The organism is Paraburkholderia tropica (genome assembly GCF_914484835.1).
Taxonomy (GTDB): Bacteria; Pseudomonadota; Gammaproteobacteria; order Burkholderiales; family Burkholderiaceae; genus Paraburkholderia; species Paraburkholderia tropica_A.
Window position 1 is genome coordinate 269,839 of sequence record NZ_CAJZAR010000079.1, and the last position, 14,217, is coordinate 284,055.

Below are 14,217 nucleotides of genomic sequence, written 5' to 3' on the forward strand. Positions count from 1 at the left end.
TTAAAGGCCTTTCAACCACTGGAGCGCACCATCATGTCCCATCGACTCAAAACAGGCGATCGCGTGACGTGGAATACCCCGCAAGGCATGACGACGGGTACAGTCGTCCGCCGCATCATCCGGGATACGGAACTGGACGGTCACGCGGTCGCTGCGTCGAAGGAAGACCCGCATTATGAGGTCGAAAGCGAAAAGAGCGGCGAACATGCCGTTCATCGCGCCGAGGCGCTGGAAAAGGTGCACGGGCACTAATCTGCGCGCCATTCCCCCGTGCCATTCCCCGCTCATAATTCGCCGCGCAATTCCCTACTGGGAATACGGTCGCCATTCAACCCATGCCCGATAAATTCGGCTATCGCGTTATCATGAATCGATGCTTGAATCTGTTTAATCGATAGCGGTGAATATGTCGGGTTTTACACAACCGTTCAGCGGGAAAATCTCCGGGGCCTTGAGGCCGCGAGCACGCGCATGAGCCGCGGCCCGCAATCCCGGCGCGCCGATTGGGTTCAGCGCGCGGAGCCGGTTGAAGGCGTCGAGCGCTTCGAAGCCTTCTTTACCGGCAACGCGTACGCGAGCCATCGCCACGACACTTATGCGATCGGCCGCTCGCTCGCGGGCGTGCACGACTTCCAGTACCGCCGCGGCATGCGTCGCAGCCTGCCCGGCCACACCATCGTGCTGCATCCCGACGAAACCCACGACGGTCAGGCCGGCGCCGAGGGCGGCTTCCGCTACCGCATGATCTACGTCGAGCCGGCGTTGTTCCAGAACGTGCTCGACGGCCGCACGCTGCCCTTCATCGAGCACGGCATTTCGACCGACCCGCGTTTGCTGGCCGCCACCGAAACGCTGCTCCAGCCGATGAACGTCACGCTCGATCCGATGGAGCAGGCCGAAGCGCTCGCCGAACTCGCGACGGCGCTCGCGGCCGTCTCCGGCGCGCGCCCCGCACCCGCCTCGCGCGACTTCGCGAGCGCCCGCCGCGCGCGCGATTTCCTGCACGAGAACGCGCTGCGCGTGGTGACGCTCGATGAACTCGAAGCGGTCACGGGCCGCGACCGCTGGAGCCTCACGCGCGACTTCCACACTTTCTACGGCACGAGTCCGTATCGCTTCCTGACCATGCGCAGGCTCGATGTCGCGCGGCGCATGATGGAAGCGGGCACGCCGCTGGCGAGCGTGGCCGCCGCCACCGGCTTTACGGATCAGAGCCACCTCACCCGCCATTTCGGCAAGACATACGGCATCGCGCCGGCCCGCTGGCTTCAGATGGCGCGCGGCGCGGACGACTGAAAGCCAGTTGCAATATCGTGCAAGACGGTTGTATGCGCGACGGGTAGCCTCTGCGCTATCCATTGCAACCGGGGAAATCGCCGTCATGTCTCGCGACACATCCGATACATCCGACACGCGCGCTACGCGCGGCCAGCGCAGCACCGTCGCCCTTCGCGGCAAGTTCGAACGCATCGAATCGCACTGGGGCCCGCAGGTGATCGCCGAAATGAACGATCACCAGTTCAAGGTCGTGCGTCTGCAGGGCGATTTCCTGTGGCGCAGCCGCGCGCATAGCGACGAGACTTACTTCGTGTTCGACGGCGAATTGCGTCTGGACTTTCGCGATCGTTCGGTGCTGTTGCGGGCGGGCGAGATGGCGGTCGTGCCCAAAGGGGTCGAGCACAAACCGTATGCGGCAGACGAAGTCAAATTGCTGCTGATCGCGCGGCGCGACATCGATCCGTCCACACAGGAACGCTGGATCTAGTCGTTCGACGCCCCGTGTGGAGCGTCGGCCATATCATCGAGAGCGAACCGGCGGATCGCGCGGGTTCGCTTCTCCGCCGCTCTTATTCCGCAGCGTGTTCGGCCGCTTGTTCAGCCGTCACAGCGCTCGCCGGATCGGTTTGCGCAGCGGGCGCCGAAGCCTCCTTCGGCGGCTCCTCTTCCTTGATCACATAGGACGGGTCGCGCACCCAGCGGCTCAGATCCTTGCTGATGACGATCGTCGTGCGATCCAGAATCGAGCAGCTTCCCTTGAACGCGCCCCACACGCCGCCGACCGACCAGCGATTGATTTTGGTGTGACGGATCACCTTGCCGTTTTCGATCAGATCCGCGCTCACCGTCGTCGCCTTCGGGCCGCTCCATGCGCCGCCGCCGACGCCCAATACGTGGGTGATCTGCAATCGGAGAATCCTTGCATCGCCCGCATCGACTTGCGACGAAATCGTGCCGTCGCCGGTCCGGTTGATCTTGCGAAGCACCGCGCCGACATGGCGCGTGAGCATGTCTTCGATGTGGCATTCATCCTTGATCTGCTCGACGACGCTCGCGCCCGGCGCGTAGGTCACCGGTGTTTCCAGTAGAACCTGACTCGCGGCAAACGCCGATGTCGTCGAGAAACACAGTGCAGTCAGGAGGAGTTTCTTCATGGCGTGCAATTTTCTGGTCTTATAGTTGGCTAGGGCGTCCCGGTTGGTGTGCATGCAACGGGCGCGTCGATACGGCGCCGCACGCAACGACTCCAGAACGCACAACGGTGAATTCTTTATTCGCTTCGAGGCGTGTGTCGCTACCGCTTTTCAATTTCGAAGCGGCAGCCCACGTAGAGAGATAACGGCAGCGCGATTTAAATGTTTAATTTAAATCGCGCTGCGTTGTGATGATGGCGCGCGAATGCCGCGCCAGGCAGGCTGTTTCAGCCCGCAGCGGCTTCGGCGCTCGCCTGGGCGCCATCGGCACGCTGCGGTCGAATCATCGTCACGGCTTTTTCTGGAATGACGAATAACGCGAGCACACAGGCGATTGCGAAAAGCAGTGCAAAAAGCGCAATGCCGAGCGACACGCTGCCAGTCAAAGTCTTCACGAATCCGAGAATGGACGGACAGAAGAAGCCCGCGCTGATACCGAGCGTATTGATCACCGCGATTCCGAGCGCGGCCTGTGAACGCGGCAAATAGGTCGACGGCAAGGACCAGAATAGCGCCATGCTGCCGAAAATCCCGACCGCGGCGAATGTGAAGCAGACGAGGAGCGCCGTCGCGCTGCCGGTCCAGAGGAGCGTGCCGACCAGTCCCAGCGCGCCGACTGCGAGACACCCGGCCAGGTGATACCGTCGCTCGAAGCGCACGTCCGAGCTATAACTCAATGCGAGCGATCCGACGATCCCCGCTATGGCAGGAATCGTGGTCAGCCAGCCGATCGTCGCGTTCGAGGTCACCCCCGTGTCGCGGATCATTGCCGGCAGCCAGAAGTTCATGATGAACCCGCCGCACGATCCGGCGAAGTAAATCACGGTCAGCACATAGATCATCGGGTCGCGAATCACCGCAAGGCGCGCGGCGGGCAGGTCATCGCGGGCAGTATCCTGAGCGTGAAGCGCCCGTTGATCGGCACGATGCGCGTGCTCGAGTATCGCCTTGTCCTGCGCCGACAGCCAGCGCGCCTCCTCCGGCCGGTCGTCGAGCCAGAAGTAGCAAACGACGCCCAGCACGCAGGCAGGCGCACCCGCGAGCAGGAACACCCATTGCCAGCCTTGCAGCCCGCCTGCGCCATCCAGACCGCTCATGATGCTGCCGAACAGCGGTCCGCTCACCGCCCCGGCCGCCACGCTGCCGACCCAGAATGCGCTCGTCGTGCGCGCGCGATAGCGGCCGGGGAACCAGTACGACAGGTACAGGATGACGCCCGGAAAGAAGCCCGCCTCGAACACGCCGAGCAGCATACGCAGCGCGTAGAACTGGTGGGCCGTCGTCACGAACATCGTCGCCGATGCCGTGAGCCCCCACGGCACCATGATGCGCAACAGCGTCCGGCGCGCACCGGCGCGCTGGAACCAGAGGTTGCTGGGAATTTCGAGCAACGCATATGGCAGAAAGAAGAGTCCCGCCGCCAGCCCGTACTGCGCGGCGCTCAACCCCAGCGCTTGCGTCATCTGCAATTGCGCGATGCCGACGTTGACCCGATCGAGAAACGCGACCAGGTAGCAGACGAACAGCAACGGCACGATGCGCCGCGCGATACGCCGGAACAACAGGTCTTCCTGCTGGACCTGGGATGCGGATGCCATGGCAGGCACTCCTCAGATGAGGGCGAAACGTTACGCGCCTTGTTGCGCGCGCTTTATTCGATACAGGTCCGGGCTCACTCGCCGGTCTTCGCATCGACGAGAATGAAGGCGATCCGCGCGGGACGATCGGTGCGATTGCTCCACGCGTGCCGCGTGCCGCGCTGGACCACCACGTCGCCGGGCGACAGCCGGGTTTCGCTCTCGTCGAGGACCAGCCATAGCTCGCCTTCCAGCAGGATGCCGTAGTCGATCGTGTCGGTCTGATGCATCAGCGCATGAGGTTCGGCGGCACTATTCCCTTCGGGCCGGACCATGCCGATTTCGGCGAAATGCGCTTCGATGTCGACGTCTGGGCCATCGTGTGCCGCGTCGGGCGGGATGTCACAAATCCTGATGACCGTCCCGCCCGTTTCGGGCGACAAGCGCAGCGGCGCGGCGGCATCGACCGTCGCGCCGAGCGGCGACGGCGCGCACGACGTGCGCCACACCTCGTGGAAAACCAGGCCCGGTAGTCCCTTGACGGGCTTTGCCGGTGTGTCCGTGTTGTCGGCTACGTAGGAGCTTCCGTCTGCACGGCTGCCGGTTACGAAGCGCCTGACATGGCGTGACTCGTGCATCTCCCTGCCCATATCCGTACTCCTTATCAATTTCCGTCGCTGATCGTTGTGCCGCCGTCGACAATCACGTTCTGGCCCGTGATGAAGGCACCGCCCGGCGCGGCCAGCATCAATGCCACGCCCGCGATCTCTTCCGGCGTACCGGGCCGGCGCAGCGGTGTCGCGAGCATGCGGCGTTCGCGCACTTCGGCGTTGTCGAGTAGCGGCCTCGCGAACTCGGTGGCGATCATGCCGGGCGAGATCGCGTTGGCGCGCACGTTGTGCGGCCCCCACTCCACCGCGAGGTTGCGCGCGAGCGCCGCGACCGCTGCCTTGGACACCCCATACACGCCGATCGCCTTGTTGCCGCGCACGCCCGAAATGCTCGACGTCAGAATGATGCTGCCGCCGCCGCGCGCCGCCATGGCCGGCGCGGCCAGGTTCGCGAGCCATACGGCGCTATGCAGGTTGACGTTCATCGTCGTCGTCCACGCGTCGTCGCTGGCGCTGACGAGCGGTCCCAAATGGGGCGCCACGCCCGCATTGCACACGACGATATCGATCGCGCCGCGCGCTCGCACCGCATACGCCCACATCGCTTCGACGCTGGCTCGTTCGCCCGCGTCGAGAAAGCAGAATTCGGCGTCGATGCCCTCTGCCTCGCGCAGCGTCCTGGCGCAAGCCTCACCCTCGGCGGCGTCGTTGCTGGCTATGACGACGCTCGCGCCGGCTTGCCCCAACGCACGCGCGATGGCAAGCCCGATGCCGCGCGACGCGCCCGTCACGAGAGCGTGCTTGCCACGCAGGTCGTACAACGCATGAATCATGTGACTGGCTCCTGCCGGGGCCGCGCCCCGGTGTTCGAACGGCGTGCTGCGTGCACTTCGAGAAACGCGCGCACGGATTGCGGTTGCGCGCTCATCCAGTGCGGCGAGACCCGTCGTTACGATTCGATCCGTGTGTTTTGCAGGCCACGCCCTTCTGGACGTCGACGAGGATGCCCGTGAACGTGTGACGAGCGTTGTCGCTTCCGCTGGCGTATCGCTGCGATTGGCCGAAAATTTAGCGCAATCGTTTATGCAAATGGTGTGCAAATGATCGGTGCTTTCCCCAAGACCGCGTTTTGATGCGGTCGCCTGGCGGTCACCGGTTGTGGCCGCCAAACCCGGCCACGGGATTGAGACTCGTGGAGCGCACGACCCAAAATAATTAGTCATGCAGATCGATATCGATCGAACGACCGCCGCGCGAAGCGAATTGTGCAGAACCATAGTATACGCTATGGTTTTCCGGGAGCGCCTGTCGAGCGCCATATCCAACAACGGAGACAAGAGCCATGAGCGTCGCAACCCCTGCATTCATTCCTGAACGCGGCACCACTGCCGAGCCTTCCGCCGTCGCGGCAGCCCTGGCGGCGATGACGGTGGCGCTTGGCGCCGATCGCGTGATCGTCGGCGACGGCGGCGAGTTTCGCGACCCCTTCCAGCCGACCGCCTGGCACGCATTCGCCACGGCCGGCGTCGTTCAGCCCGACTCGGCGGAGGACGTGCAGACCATCGTGAGGATCGCCGCGCAACATGGCGTGCCGGTCTGGGCGCAGGGCCAGGGACGCAACAATGGCTACGGGGGCGCTGCGCCGCGCGTGTCTGGCGGGATCACCATCAACTTCCGCCGGATGAACCGCGTGTTGAAGATCGACGAGGAACTGGGCTATGCGCTCGTCGAACCGGGCGTGTCGTTCCAGGACATGTACGACGCGATCGAAAACGCCGGTGCGAATCTCATGGTGTCGGTGCCCGACCTCGGCTGGGGCAGCCTCGGCGGAAACTCGCAGGACAATGGCCTCACCTACCTCCCGTACGGCCGCGACTTCCAGGCCGTGTGCGGCCTGGAAGTGGTCACCGCCGACGGCGGCCTGCTGCGCACGGGCATGGGGGCGATGGACGGCAACGAGTCCTGGAATCTCTACAGGCGCAGCCTCGGCCCGACGATCGAGCCGCTCTTTATGCAAGGCAACTTCGGCGTGGTCACGAAACTCGGCATTTGGCTCATGCCGAAGCCGGAAGTCATCACGCACGTGCACGTCGACGTCAAGCGGGATGAAGACCTGATTCCCCTCGTCGACATCCTGCGGCGCCTGCGGCTGGACGGCACGATCGACGGCGTGCCCTGCATCCTGAACACCTTGCTCATCGCCTCCACCATCGCGAAGCGCGATCACTGGTACGACGGCGACCCCGCGCTGCCGATCCCCGACGCGGCCATCGACGCGATTGCCGCGCGCATCGGCATCGGCCGATGGCACCTCCGGTTCGCGCTCTATGGCGACGAGGCGGTGAACGCCCTGCAACTCAAGAAAGTGGAGAAGGCATTCGGCGCCATTCCCGATTGCAGCATCCGGGCGACGACGAGCGGTCCGCAAGAATGGGCGAACCTGCCGGACCCGTCCGACCGCGTCTACGCCGGGGTGCCGAATCTGGACTGGAAAGACATGGGCGGCTGGTACGGCGGCGACCACGGCGGCCATATGAGCTTTGCCCCCGTGGCGCCGCTGAGCGGCAAAAAGGTCTACGAGTTGCAGCGCTGGATGCGCGGCGAGTTCGAGCGGCACGGCATCGACCACACCGCCGACCTCATCGTCGTCAACGCTCGCTCACTCGTGAGCGTCGCCGGTGTCCAGTTCGATATCAACGATGAAGCGTCGACCGCCGCGAGCTATCAGGCGATGCAGGATCTGGTGCGGGAAGCGGGCAAGATCGGCTATGGCGAATACCGCGCGCACCTGCACTTCATGGATCTCGCGCAGGAGCAATATGGTTTCGGCGATCACGCGTACCGCCGGTTCGTCGAGCGGATCAAGGACGCCGTCGATCCGCAAGGCCTGATCAACCCCGGCCGACACGGCATCTGGCCGGCCGGACTGCGGCACGCCTGAGGTGCTTTCGTCGTTGCGTGAGGCGGCTGGACACGCCGCCTCACGCTCTGCTCTCTCGCGAGAATCAGACCGGCAAAAACCCGGCAAAAACACAGTTGCAAAACCCGCCGAATCGCCGCATTCTTGCCACGATTCGAATCTGGCCATACCGGCCGTGGCTTCCGCCCGCACTTCCGAACAACGCTCCGTGACAAACGCTCCCGAAGAACTTCAAGTCCATCCCCCGCAGCAAGAGCGCACCCATGCGGCCTGGGAGCGGATCCTGGATGCCGGCGTCGCGATCCTCGAAGAAGCCGGCTACGAGGGCTTCACGATTGCCGCCATCTGCGAGCGGGCGGGCGTCAATCCGCCCGCCATCTACGCGCGCGTGCGCACCAAGCAGGCGCTCTTTCTCGCCGTGTTCGAACAGGGATTTCGCCAGGTCCGCGAAGAAACCGAGGCAACGCGCGCCCGGCTCACGGCGGGCTCGCCAGAGGCGATCGTGCGCAACGCCGTCGCGGCGATCGTGCTGACGACCTTCGCGCACGAGCGTTTCCAACGCCCCGTGATCCTTCGCGCCGAAGCCGATGCGGAGGTCGCCGCGCGAACGCAACAGGCACGCATGGATACCGCCGCCTGGTTCCGCGACCTCGTCCTGCAACATCCAACGGCACTTCGAGACCCCAAGCGGATCGACGCCTGCTTTCGCGTGATTTTCGCCGCGCTCGTGGCCCGCATCGCGACCCCGAGCGCGCTCGACATCGGCGTGCCTTACCCGGACGACGCGTTCATGAGGGATCTCCAGGACACCGCGGAGCGATGGCTGCTGCCTGACGCTGCGGCACCGGCGTCTCCGGGGCACCCGGACCGCTCGCACTCACACTCACGCTCGCGCGCTCGGCCAAAGCGCGCCTGAAGCGTCGCTTATTGCAGGCCGAAAAGGCTGTCTCGCACCGAATTCAAATGCGCGCGCATGGCCTGTTGCGCCTTGACCGGATTGTGCGTCCTGATGGCGTCGATAAACGAACGATGCTCGTCTCCCGTCGCCTCCAACGGCCCGGCAGCGTCGCCATACACCTCTTCGAACCGGACATCGAGCGTCAGCTTCACCTGGGACCGGAGCGCGTCGTAAAGAATCAGCAACACGGCGTTGTGGGTTGCGGCGGCGATCAGCCGATGGAGTTTGTCGTCCAGCCGCTTCCATTGCAGAAACGATGTCGCCGATGACATTTCGTCGATGCACTGATCCATCGCGGCCAGGTCCGCGGGCGTGGCATGGATGGCCGCCTGCGCGGCAAGCTGCGGCTCGAGCAGCAAGCGTGCGTCCATGATGTGATCCACGCTGATCGTCGCGGCCAATGCCTCGTCGTCGACGCTCGTCTGACGCGGCCCGGCAAAGGTGCCCTTGCCAACGTGACGCCAGATCAAGCCCTCATCTTCCAGCCGCTTGAGCAGCGTCCTCAATCGACCGCGCGAAACCCCGAGCATCTCCCCGAGCTTGGGCTCGGGCGGCAGGCGCGGATTGTCGCTCACCGACGCTTTCTCGACGTACTCGCGCAACCGGAGCACGTCGTCATCAATTGTCCGTTCCATGATTCTTCTGGCCGATTGCCTGATGTCAATCCGCCGATTTTAACGAATCAATTCAGCCGCAGCAAATGAACCCTTCCGACCGCAGGCGCCTTGACGGGCCGACTGGTCCGCCCTCGCGCGGGGACAGAGCGCAATCCCGGCGCACGCTACCCAAACGAATCAAATGCATGATTGACACGCATCAATATCGTTATTAGCATGTCACAAACTTCGCATGATCCGGTCGACGACCTGCCCGCAGGACATGTTCCAGGGCGCATGCGGAGTTTCGAGCCCTAGCCCGCGATCGTCGCAATCCGGCGTGCCCGCGCGCTGCCGTGACCGCCTCCACAGGAACCTGCCGAATGACTCAAGCCCTTCCATCTCCGGTGTTTGTTTCCGGCGATGCCGCCCGCGCCGTCTTCCGATGGGAAGACGCCATCCGCGCAATCCAGCGAACCTACAGTCAGCCCCTCTCGACCGGCGCCACGCCGCCGCGCACCATCGCCCGCGCAGACGGCACATGGCTGCGCACGCTCCCGGCCATCCCGCCGGGCGGCCGCTACTACGGCGCGAAGCTCATGGGCATGGCCACGCGCTCGCCGTCCTCTGGCGTCGAATATGTCGTTGTCCTCTACGATCAGGAGACCAGCCGTCTCGCGGCCTTCGTCGACGCCAACCAGATCACGGGATTCCGTACGGCGGCGACCTCCGCTGCCGCGCTGGACCGCCTCGCGCCGCAACGCCCATTGCGTCTCGCCGTGCTCGGCAGCGGGCTGGAGGCGTCCATGCACACGCGCGCGTTCGCAGCCGTGCGGCAACTCGCCGAAGTCACCGTATTCAGCCCATCCGCCGACCGGCGCGAGGCCTTCGCGCAGGCCGTGACGCAGGATCTCGGCGTGCCCTGCCGGAGCGCCGCGAGCGCGCAGGAAGCCGTCGAAGGCGCCGATCTGGTCCTCGCCGCGGCACGTTCGCGCGACGAGCAGCCGATCCTGTACGGCAACTGGCTTCAACCCGGCAGCGTGGTCGTCTCGATCGGATCGACCGTTCCCGAACAGCGCGAAATCGATGTGTCGGTCGTCGAGCGCAGCGACCTGATCGTCGGCGACATGCTCGAAGAAGTGCTCGAACAGACGGGCGACATGATCGCCGCCCGCCACGCGGGCATCGCGTTCCACGACAAAGCCCTGAGCCTCACGGACCTCATGAGCGGCGCACACGACGAACGGGTGAAAGCGGCCAGGGCGCCCCTCTTCAAGTCGGTCGGCGGCGGCCTTCAGGACATCGTCGTTGCCGAACTCATTCTGAGCAAGGCGCTTGAAGCGGGACTCGCTACGCCGCTGCCGATTGCCTTCGAAACCAAACACTGAAAAAGGAAAATTCTCATGGCTCGCTATCATCGCCACGAAGCCCGTGAATGGGCGCGCGAACATCTGCGCGGCGTCGCCAACGTCGTGATCCCGACGATGACGTCCGACTTCAAGCGCCTGAACGAAAAGGCCATCCGGCACGACGTGGAAACCACCATCGGTCACGGCTTTGCCGGTGCGCTGGCCTGCTCGGAAGTGGCGGTCACGCCCGACGAATACGAGCAATTCACCCGCGTCATGGTCGAGCAGGCGAATGGCCGCATCTTCGTGGTCCATCAGGCCGTCTTCAACACGCTCGAAGACAATATCGAGGCCGTGAAGCGCGCCGAAGCCGCGGGTGCGGAACTCGTGCTGCTCGGCTATCCGCCGTTCTTTTATCCGCAGTCGTACGAAGACGTGTACAACTACACGCGCGCGCTGTGCGATGCGACGAATCTCGCGGTCATGCTGTTCCCCATTCCGACCTGGGGCTTCTCGCGCCTGCATCCGTCCGACCTGCCGATCCCGTTGCTGCGCCGGCTCATCGACGATTGCCCGAATGTCGTCGCGATCAAGGCCGAAGGCGGCATGCCCCACATCATGTCGGCGATCGAAGTGCACCGGGCGTTTCACAAGGAAGTCGTGATTTCCCTGCCGATCGAGTGGGAGTACATCCCGCTCTCGCAGATCATCCCCATCCAGTTTTGCGGCACGAATTTTTCGGCGTACTACGGATCTGCGCTGCCGAAAATTTTCAACCTCGTGCAGGAAGGCAAGTTCGACGAAGCCACGCAATGGTTCTATCGTCTCGATGCGGCGCGCAAGGCGTTCAGCAGCGTGCCGCAGGGCGGCAACGGCCTGATCAACCGGGTGATGTGGAAATACGAAAGCTGGCTCCAGGGGTATAACGGCGGCCCGCTGCGCCATCCCACCGCCCGCCTCTATTCGCGCGATATGGCGGCCTTGCGGCGCGGCCAGGAAGCGTCGGGACTGAATCCCACGAGCGATCCCGACGAGGCGTTCTTCGTCGGCCGTCATCCCGAATGACGGAGCATGCCATGACCCAAGCTGTTCTGCTGCCCCTGAAAGACAGGGACCTTCTGCGCCAGGCCATGCTGATCGACGGAGCCTGGGTGCAGGCCGACAACGGCCAGACGCTGGACGTGCGCAACCCGGCAACGGGCGAACTGGTGGCGCGCGTACCCAACGGAGGCGCCGCGGAAACCCGGCGCGCCATCGCGGCGGCAGAGGTCGCCATGCGCGGCTGGCGCGCGGCGCTCCCCAGGCACCGCGCGCAGGTGCTGCGCACGCTCTTCGATCTCATGCACGCGCACATCGACGATCTCGCGCTCATCATGACCGCGGAGCAAGGCAAGCCGATTGCCGAAGCCCGCGCCGAAATCCTGTATGCGGCGGGATTCATCGAATGGTTCGCCGAGGAGGCCAAGCGGGTGTACGGCGACATCATTCCGCACAACGCCGAAGGCCGCCGCATTCTCGTCCAGAAGGCGCCGATCGGCGTCTTCGCGGCCATCACGCCGTGGAACTTCCCCTCGGCGATGATCACCCGCAAGGCAGGCCCCGGCTGGGCGGCCGGCTGCGCCGGCGTCATCAAGCCGGCCAGCCAGACGCCGCTATCGGCGCTGGCGCTCGGCGTGCTGGCCGAGCGCGCGGGTCTTCCGAAGGGTGTCTGCAATATCGTCACGGGTTCCGCGCGCGCCATCGGCGCGGAAATCACGTCGAGCGCCACGGTACGCAAACTGTCCTTCACCGGTTCGACGGAAGTCGGCGCGCAACTGCTCGCGCAGTGCGCGCCCACGATCAAGAAGACCAGCATGGAACTGGGTGGCAACGCGCCGTTTATCGTGTTCGACGACGCCGACCTCGAAGCCGCCGTCAAGGGCGCACTCGCCGCGAAGTACCGCAATACCGGCCAGGCCTGCATCGCAGCCAACCGTCTTTTCGTGCAGTCCGGCATCTACGACCGGTTCGCGCAGCGACTCGCGGAGGAAACCGCTCGCCTCAAGGTCGGCAACGGACTCGAAGCCGGTGTCGTGCAAGGCCCCCTCATCAACGAGGAGGCCGTTCGCAAGGTCGAAGATCACATTGCCGATGCCGTCGCGAAGGGCGCAAGGATCGCGACCGGAGGCCAACGCCACTCACTCGGCGGCACGTTCTTCGAACCGACCGTGCTCACCGATGTGCCGCGCAATGCGGAGATTTTCAGCGACGAAACCTTCGGCCCCGTGGCGCCGCTATTCCGTTTCGAGAGCGAAGAAGAAGTCATCGCGCTCGCCAACGACACGCCGTTCGGCCTTGCCAGCTACGTCTATACGCGTGACATCGGCCGCGTCTTCCGCGTTACCGAAGCGCTGGAGTTCGGCATGGTCGGCGTCAACGAAGGCCTGATCTCGACGGAAGTCGCGCCTTTCGGCGGGGTCAAGACATCGGGACTCGGCCGCGAGGGTTCGAAATACGGAATCGATGACTACATCGAAATGAAATACGTGGCCCTCGGAGGCCTCTAGCCCCATTGCGCGGGGACGCTCGTCAAGCCCGCTTCACCTGCGTCCCGCGCCCGGACTTTTTGTCGATGCCAGGAGACGCAGGAAAAGTGAAATCAAAAGCCATCGTCTGGACGAGCCCTCGCGCCGTCGAACTGCAGGAAGTGGAAATCGGACAGCCGGGCCCCGGTGAAGTGCTGGTGGAGAATGTCCTCAGCGCGGTGAGCCCCGGAACCGAAGCCGAATGGCTGTCGAGCGACGAATCGCATCATGTGCTGGAAACGACGTTCCCCTTTGTGCCGGGTTATTCCCGCGTGGGGCGCATCGTAGCCGTTGGAGAAGGCGTCGAGCATTTCAGGCCCGGGGATCGTATCGTCTCGGGCTTCGACCATCTCGGCCGCCCGATCGGCGCGCACGCCGCCCATACCCTCACACGCGCCTCGGACGTCGATCGGATTCCCGATGGCGTGTCCTTCGAACAAGCCGCCTTCTTCATCCTCGGTCAGACCGCAGCGATGATGGTCAAGCTCGCGCACGTCGAACTATCGGACTCCATAGGAATCGTGGGCCAGGGCCCGATCGGCAATCTCGCGGTCCAGTTCGCGCGCGCTTCCGGGGCTTCGCCTATCGTCGCCTTCGACCTCGTGCCGTCGCGCCTCGCCTCGGCCCTGGCGGCCGGTGCCACGGAAGCCCTCGATCCGGCCGACGAGCCCGCGTTACAGGCATGGCTCGAACGCACCGGCGGCCTCTCCCGCATGATCGACCTCTCCGGCCACGTCTCCGGGACGAACACCGCGCTACGCGCCGCCGCGCCCGGGGCCACCGTCATACTCTCCACGGGCTACGCCGGCTCGATGTGCCTCGATTACGGGGCTATTTTCGGCAAAGGCCTGCACCTGATCGGCGGCTATGTGAACAGTCAGCCGACGCTGGCGCGCCAGAGCACCCGCACCTACCTGCGGCTGGTGGAAGCCGGAGTCGTCGATATCGGCCACCTCCTCGATACGCCCTTCGCTCCCGACGATGCGCCGGAGGTTTACCGCCGCGTACTCGATCGCGATCGCACGCTCATCGCGCCGCTGTTTCGTTGGCGCGATGACTGAGCGACCTTCCATACCACTGCACCGGAACGCCGTCGAGTTCCGGTTGCCTTAAATGCCAAGGGGCCCGTCGCGCTTTCGCGCTCCGGGCCCCTTTTCAGTGGGCTCTCAGT

General features: G+C 64.6%; 14 protein-coding genes. 9 read left to right on the forward strand and 5 right to left on the reverse strand.

Annotation, left to right across the window (positions count from 1 at the left end; all coding sequences use genetic code 11):
- Window positions 1–33: 33 nt before the first annotated feature.
- The 3 genes from LDO54_RS30695 (at window position 34) to LDO54_RS30705 (ending at window position 1,765) form a co-directional block, all read left to right on the forward strand.
- The gene (locus LDO54_RS30695) at window positions 34–252 is read left to right on the forward strand and encodes a DUF2945 domain-containing protein (protein ID WP_224015100.1); all 219 of its coding nucleotides are present in this window, start codon (window positions 34–36) and stop codon (window positions 250–252) included.
- A 219-nt stretch (window positions 253–471) separates the two neighbouring features.
- A complete protein-coding gene (locus LDO54_RS30700; protein WP_224015101.1) occupies window positions 472–1,296 on the forward strand; it encodes an AraC family transcriptional regulator in 825 nt (274 codons plus the stop codon).
- Window positions 1,297–1,381: 85 nt separating this feature from the next.
- The gene (locus LDO54_RS30705; RefSeq protein ID WP_224015103.1) at window positions 1,382–1,765 is read left to right on the forward strand and encodes a cupin domain-containing protein; all 384 of its coding nucleotides are present in this window, start codon (window positions 1,382–1,384) and stop codon (window positions 1,763–1,765) included.
- 82 nt (window positions 1,766–1,847) lie between these two features.
- Here the strand turns inward: LDO54_RS30705 and LDO54_RS30710 are convergent, their stop codons facing one another.
- The 4 genes from LDO54_RS30710 to LDO54_RS30725 all read right to left on the reverse strand — a co-directional run bounded on the left by LDO54_RS30710 (window position 1,848) and on the right by LDO54_RS30725 (window position 5,828).
- Window positions 1,848–2,537 (reverse strand): hypothetical protein, encoded by a 690-nt coding sequence (locus LDO54_RS30710; protein ID WP_224015105.1) that lies wholly within the window; start codon window positions 2,535–2,537, stop codon window positions 1,848–1,850.
- 161 nt (window positions 2,538–2,698) lie between these two features.
- Window positions 2,699–4,069 (reverse strand): MFS transporter, encoded by a 1,371-nt coding sequence (locus LDO54_RS30715; RefSeq protein ID WP_224015107.1) that lies wholly within the window; start codon window positions 4,067–4,069, stop codon window positions 2,699–2,701.
- A 74-nt stretch (window positions 4,070–4,143) separates the two neighbouring features.
- Complete coding sequence (locus tag LDO54_RS30720; protein WP_224015109.1) at window positions 4,144–4,698, reverse strand: cupin domain-containing protein; 555 nt, start codon at window positions 4,696–4,698, stop codon at window positions 4,144–4,146.
- Between the two features lie 14 nt (window positions 4,699–4,712).
- The gene (locus LDO54_RS30725) at window positions 4,713–5,828 is read right to left on the reverse strand and encodes an SDR family NAD(P)-dependent oxidoreductase (RefSeq protein WP_224015111.1); all 1,116 of its coding nucleotides are present in this window, start codon (window positions 5,826–5,828) and stop codon (window positions 4,713–4,715) included.
- A 173-nt stretch (window positions 5,829–6,001) separates the two neighbouring features.
- Between LDO54_RS30725 and LDO54_RS30730 the strand changes: the two genes are divergently transcribed.
- Both LDO54_RS30730 and LDO54_RS30735 read left to right on the forward strand, forming a co-directional pair.
- Window positions 6,002–7,600 (forward strand): FAD-binding oxidoreductase, encoded by a 1,599-nt coding sequence (locus LDO54_RS30730; RefSeq protein ID WP_224015113.1) that lies wholly within the window; start codon window positions 6,002–6,004, stop codon window positions 7,598–7,600.
- Window positions 7,601–7,787: 187 nt separating this feature from the next.
- Complete coding sequence (locus LDO54_RS30735) at window positions 7,788–8,495, forward strand: TetR/AcrR family transcriptional regulator (RefSeq protein WP_224015115.1); 708 nt, start codon at window positions 7,788–7,790, stop codon at window positions 8,493–8,495.
- 8 nt (window positions 8,496–8,503) lie between these two features.
- On the opposite strand, the gene LDO54_RS30740 is transcribed toward LDO54_RS30735, so the two are convergent.
- Window positions 8,504–9,172, reverse strand: coding sequence for a FadR/GntR family transcriptional regulator (locus tag LDO54_RS30740; protein ID WP_224015117.1), 669 nt, complete (start codon window positions 9,170–9,172; stop codon window positions 8,504–8,506).
- Window positions 9,173–9,489: 317 nt separating this feature from the next.
- Here LDO54_RS30740 and LDO54_RS30745 point away from each other — a divergent pair, with 317 nt between their 5' ends.
- The 4 genes from LDO54_RS30745 (at window position 9,490) to LDO54_RS30760 (ending at window position 14,107) form a co-directional block, all read left to right on the forward strand.
- Window positions 9,490–10,521, forward strand: a complete 1,032-nt coding sequence (locus tag LDO54_RS30745; protein ID WP_224015124.1) for an ornithine cyclodeaminase family protein — start codon at window positions 9,490–9,492, stop codon at window positions 10,519–10,521.
- Window positions 10,522–10,536: 15 nt separating this feature from the next.
- A complete protein-coding gene (locus LDO54_RS30750) occupies window positions 10,537–11,547 on the forward strand; it encodes a dihydrodipicolinate synthase family protein (protein WP_224015126.1) in 1,011 nt (336 codons plus the stop codon).
- Window positions 11,548–11,558: 11 nt separating this feature from the next.
- The gene (locus LDO54_RS30755; protein WP_290371164.1) at window positions 11,559–13,028 is read left to right on the forward strand and encodes an NAD-dependent succinate-semialdehyde dehydrogenase; all 1,470 of its coding nucleotides are present in this window, start codon (window positions 11,559–11,561) and stop codon (window positions 13,026–13,028) included.
- A gap of 86 nt (window positions 13,029–13,114) precedes the next feature.
- A complete protein-coding gene (locus LDO54_RS30760) occupies window positions 13,115–14,107 on the forward strand; it encodes a zinc-dependent alcohol dehydrogenase (protein ID WP_224015127.1) in 993 nt (330 codons plus the stop codon).
- Window positions 14,108–14,217: the final 110 nt, after the last annotated feature.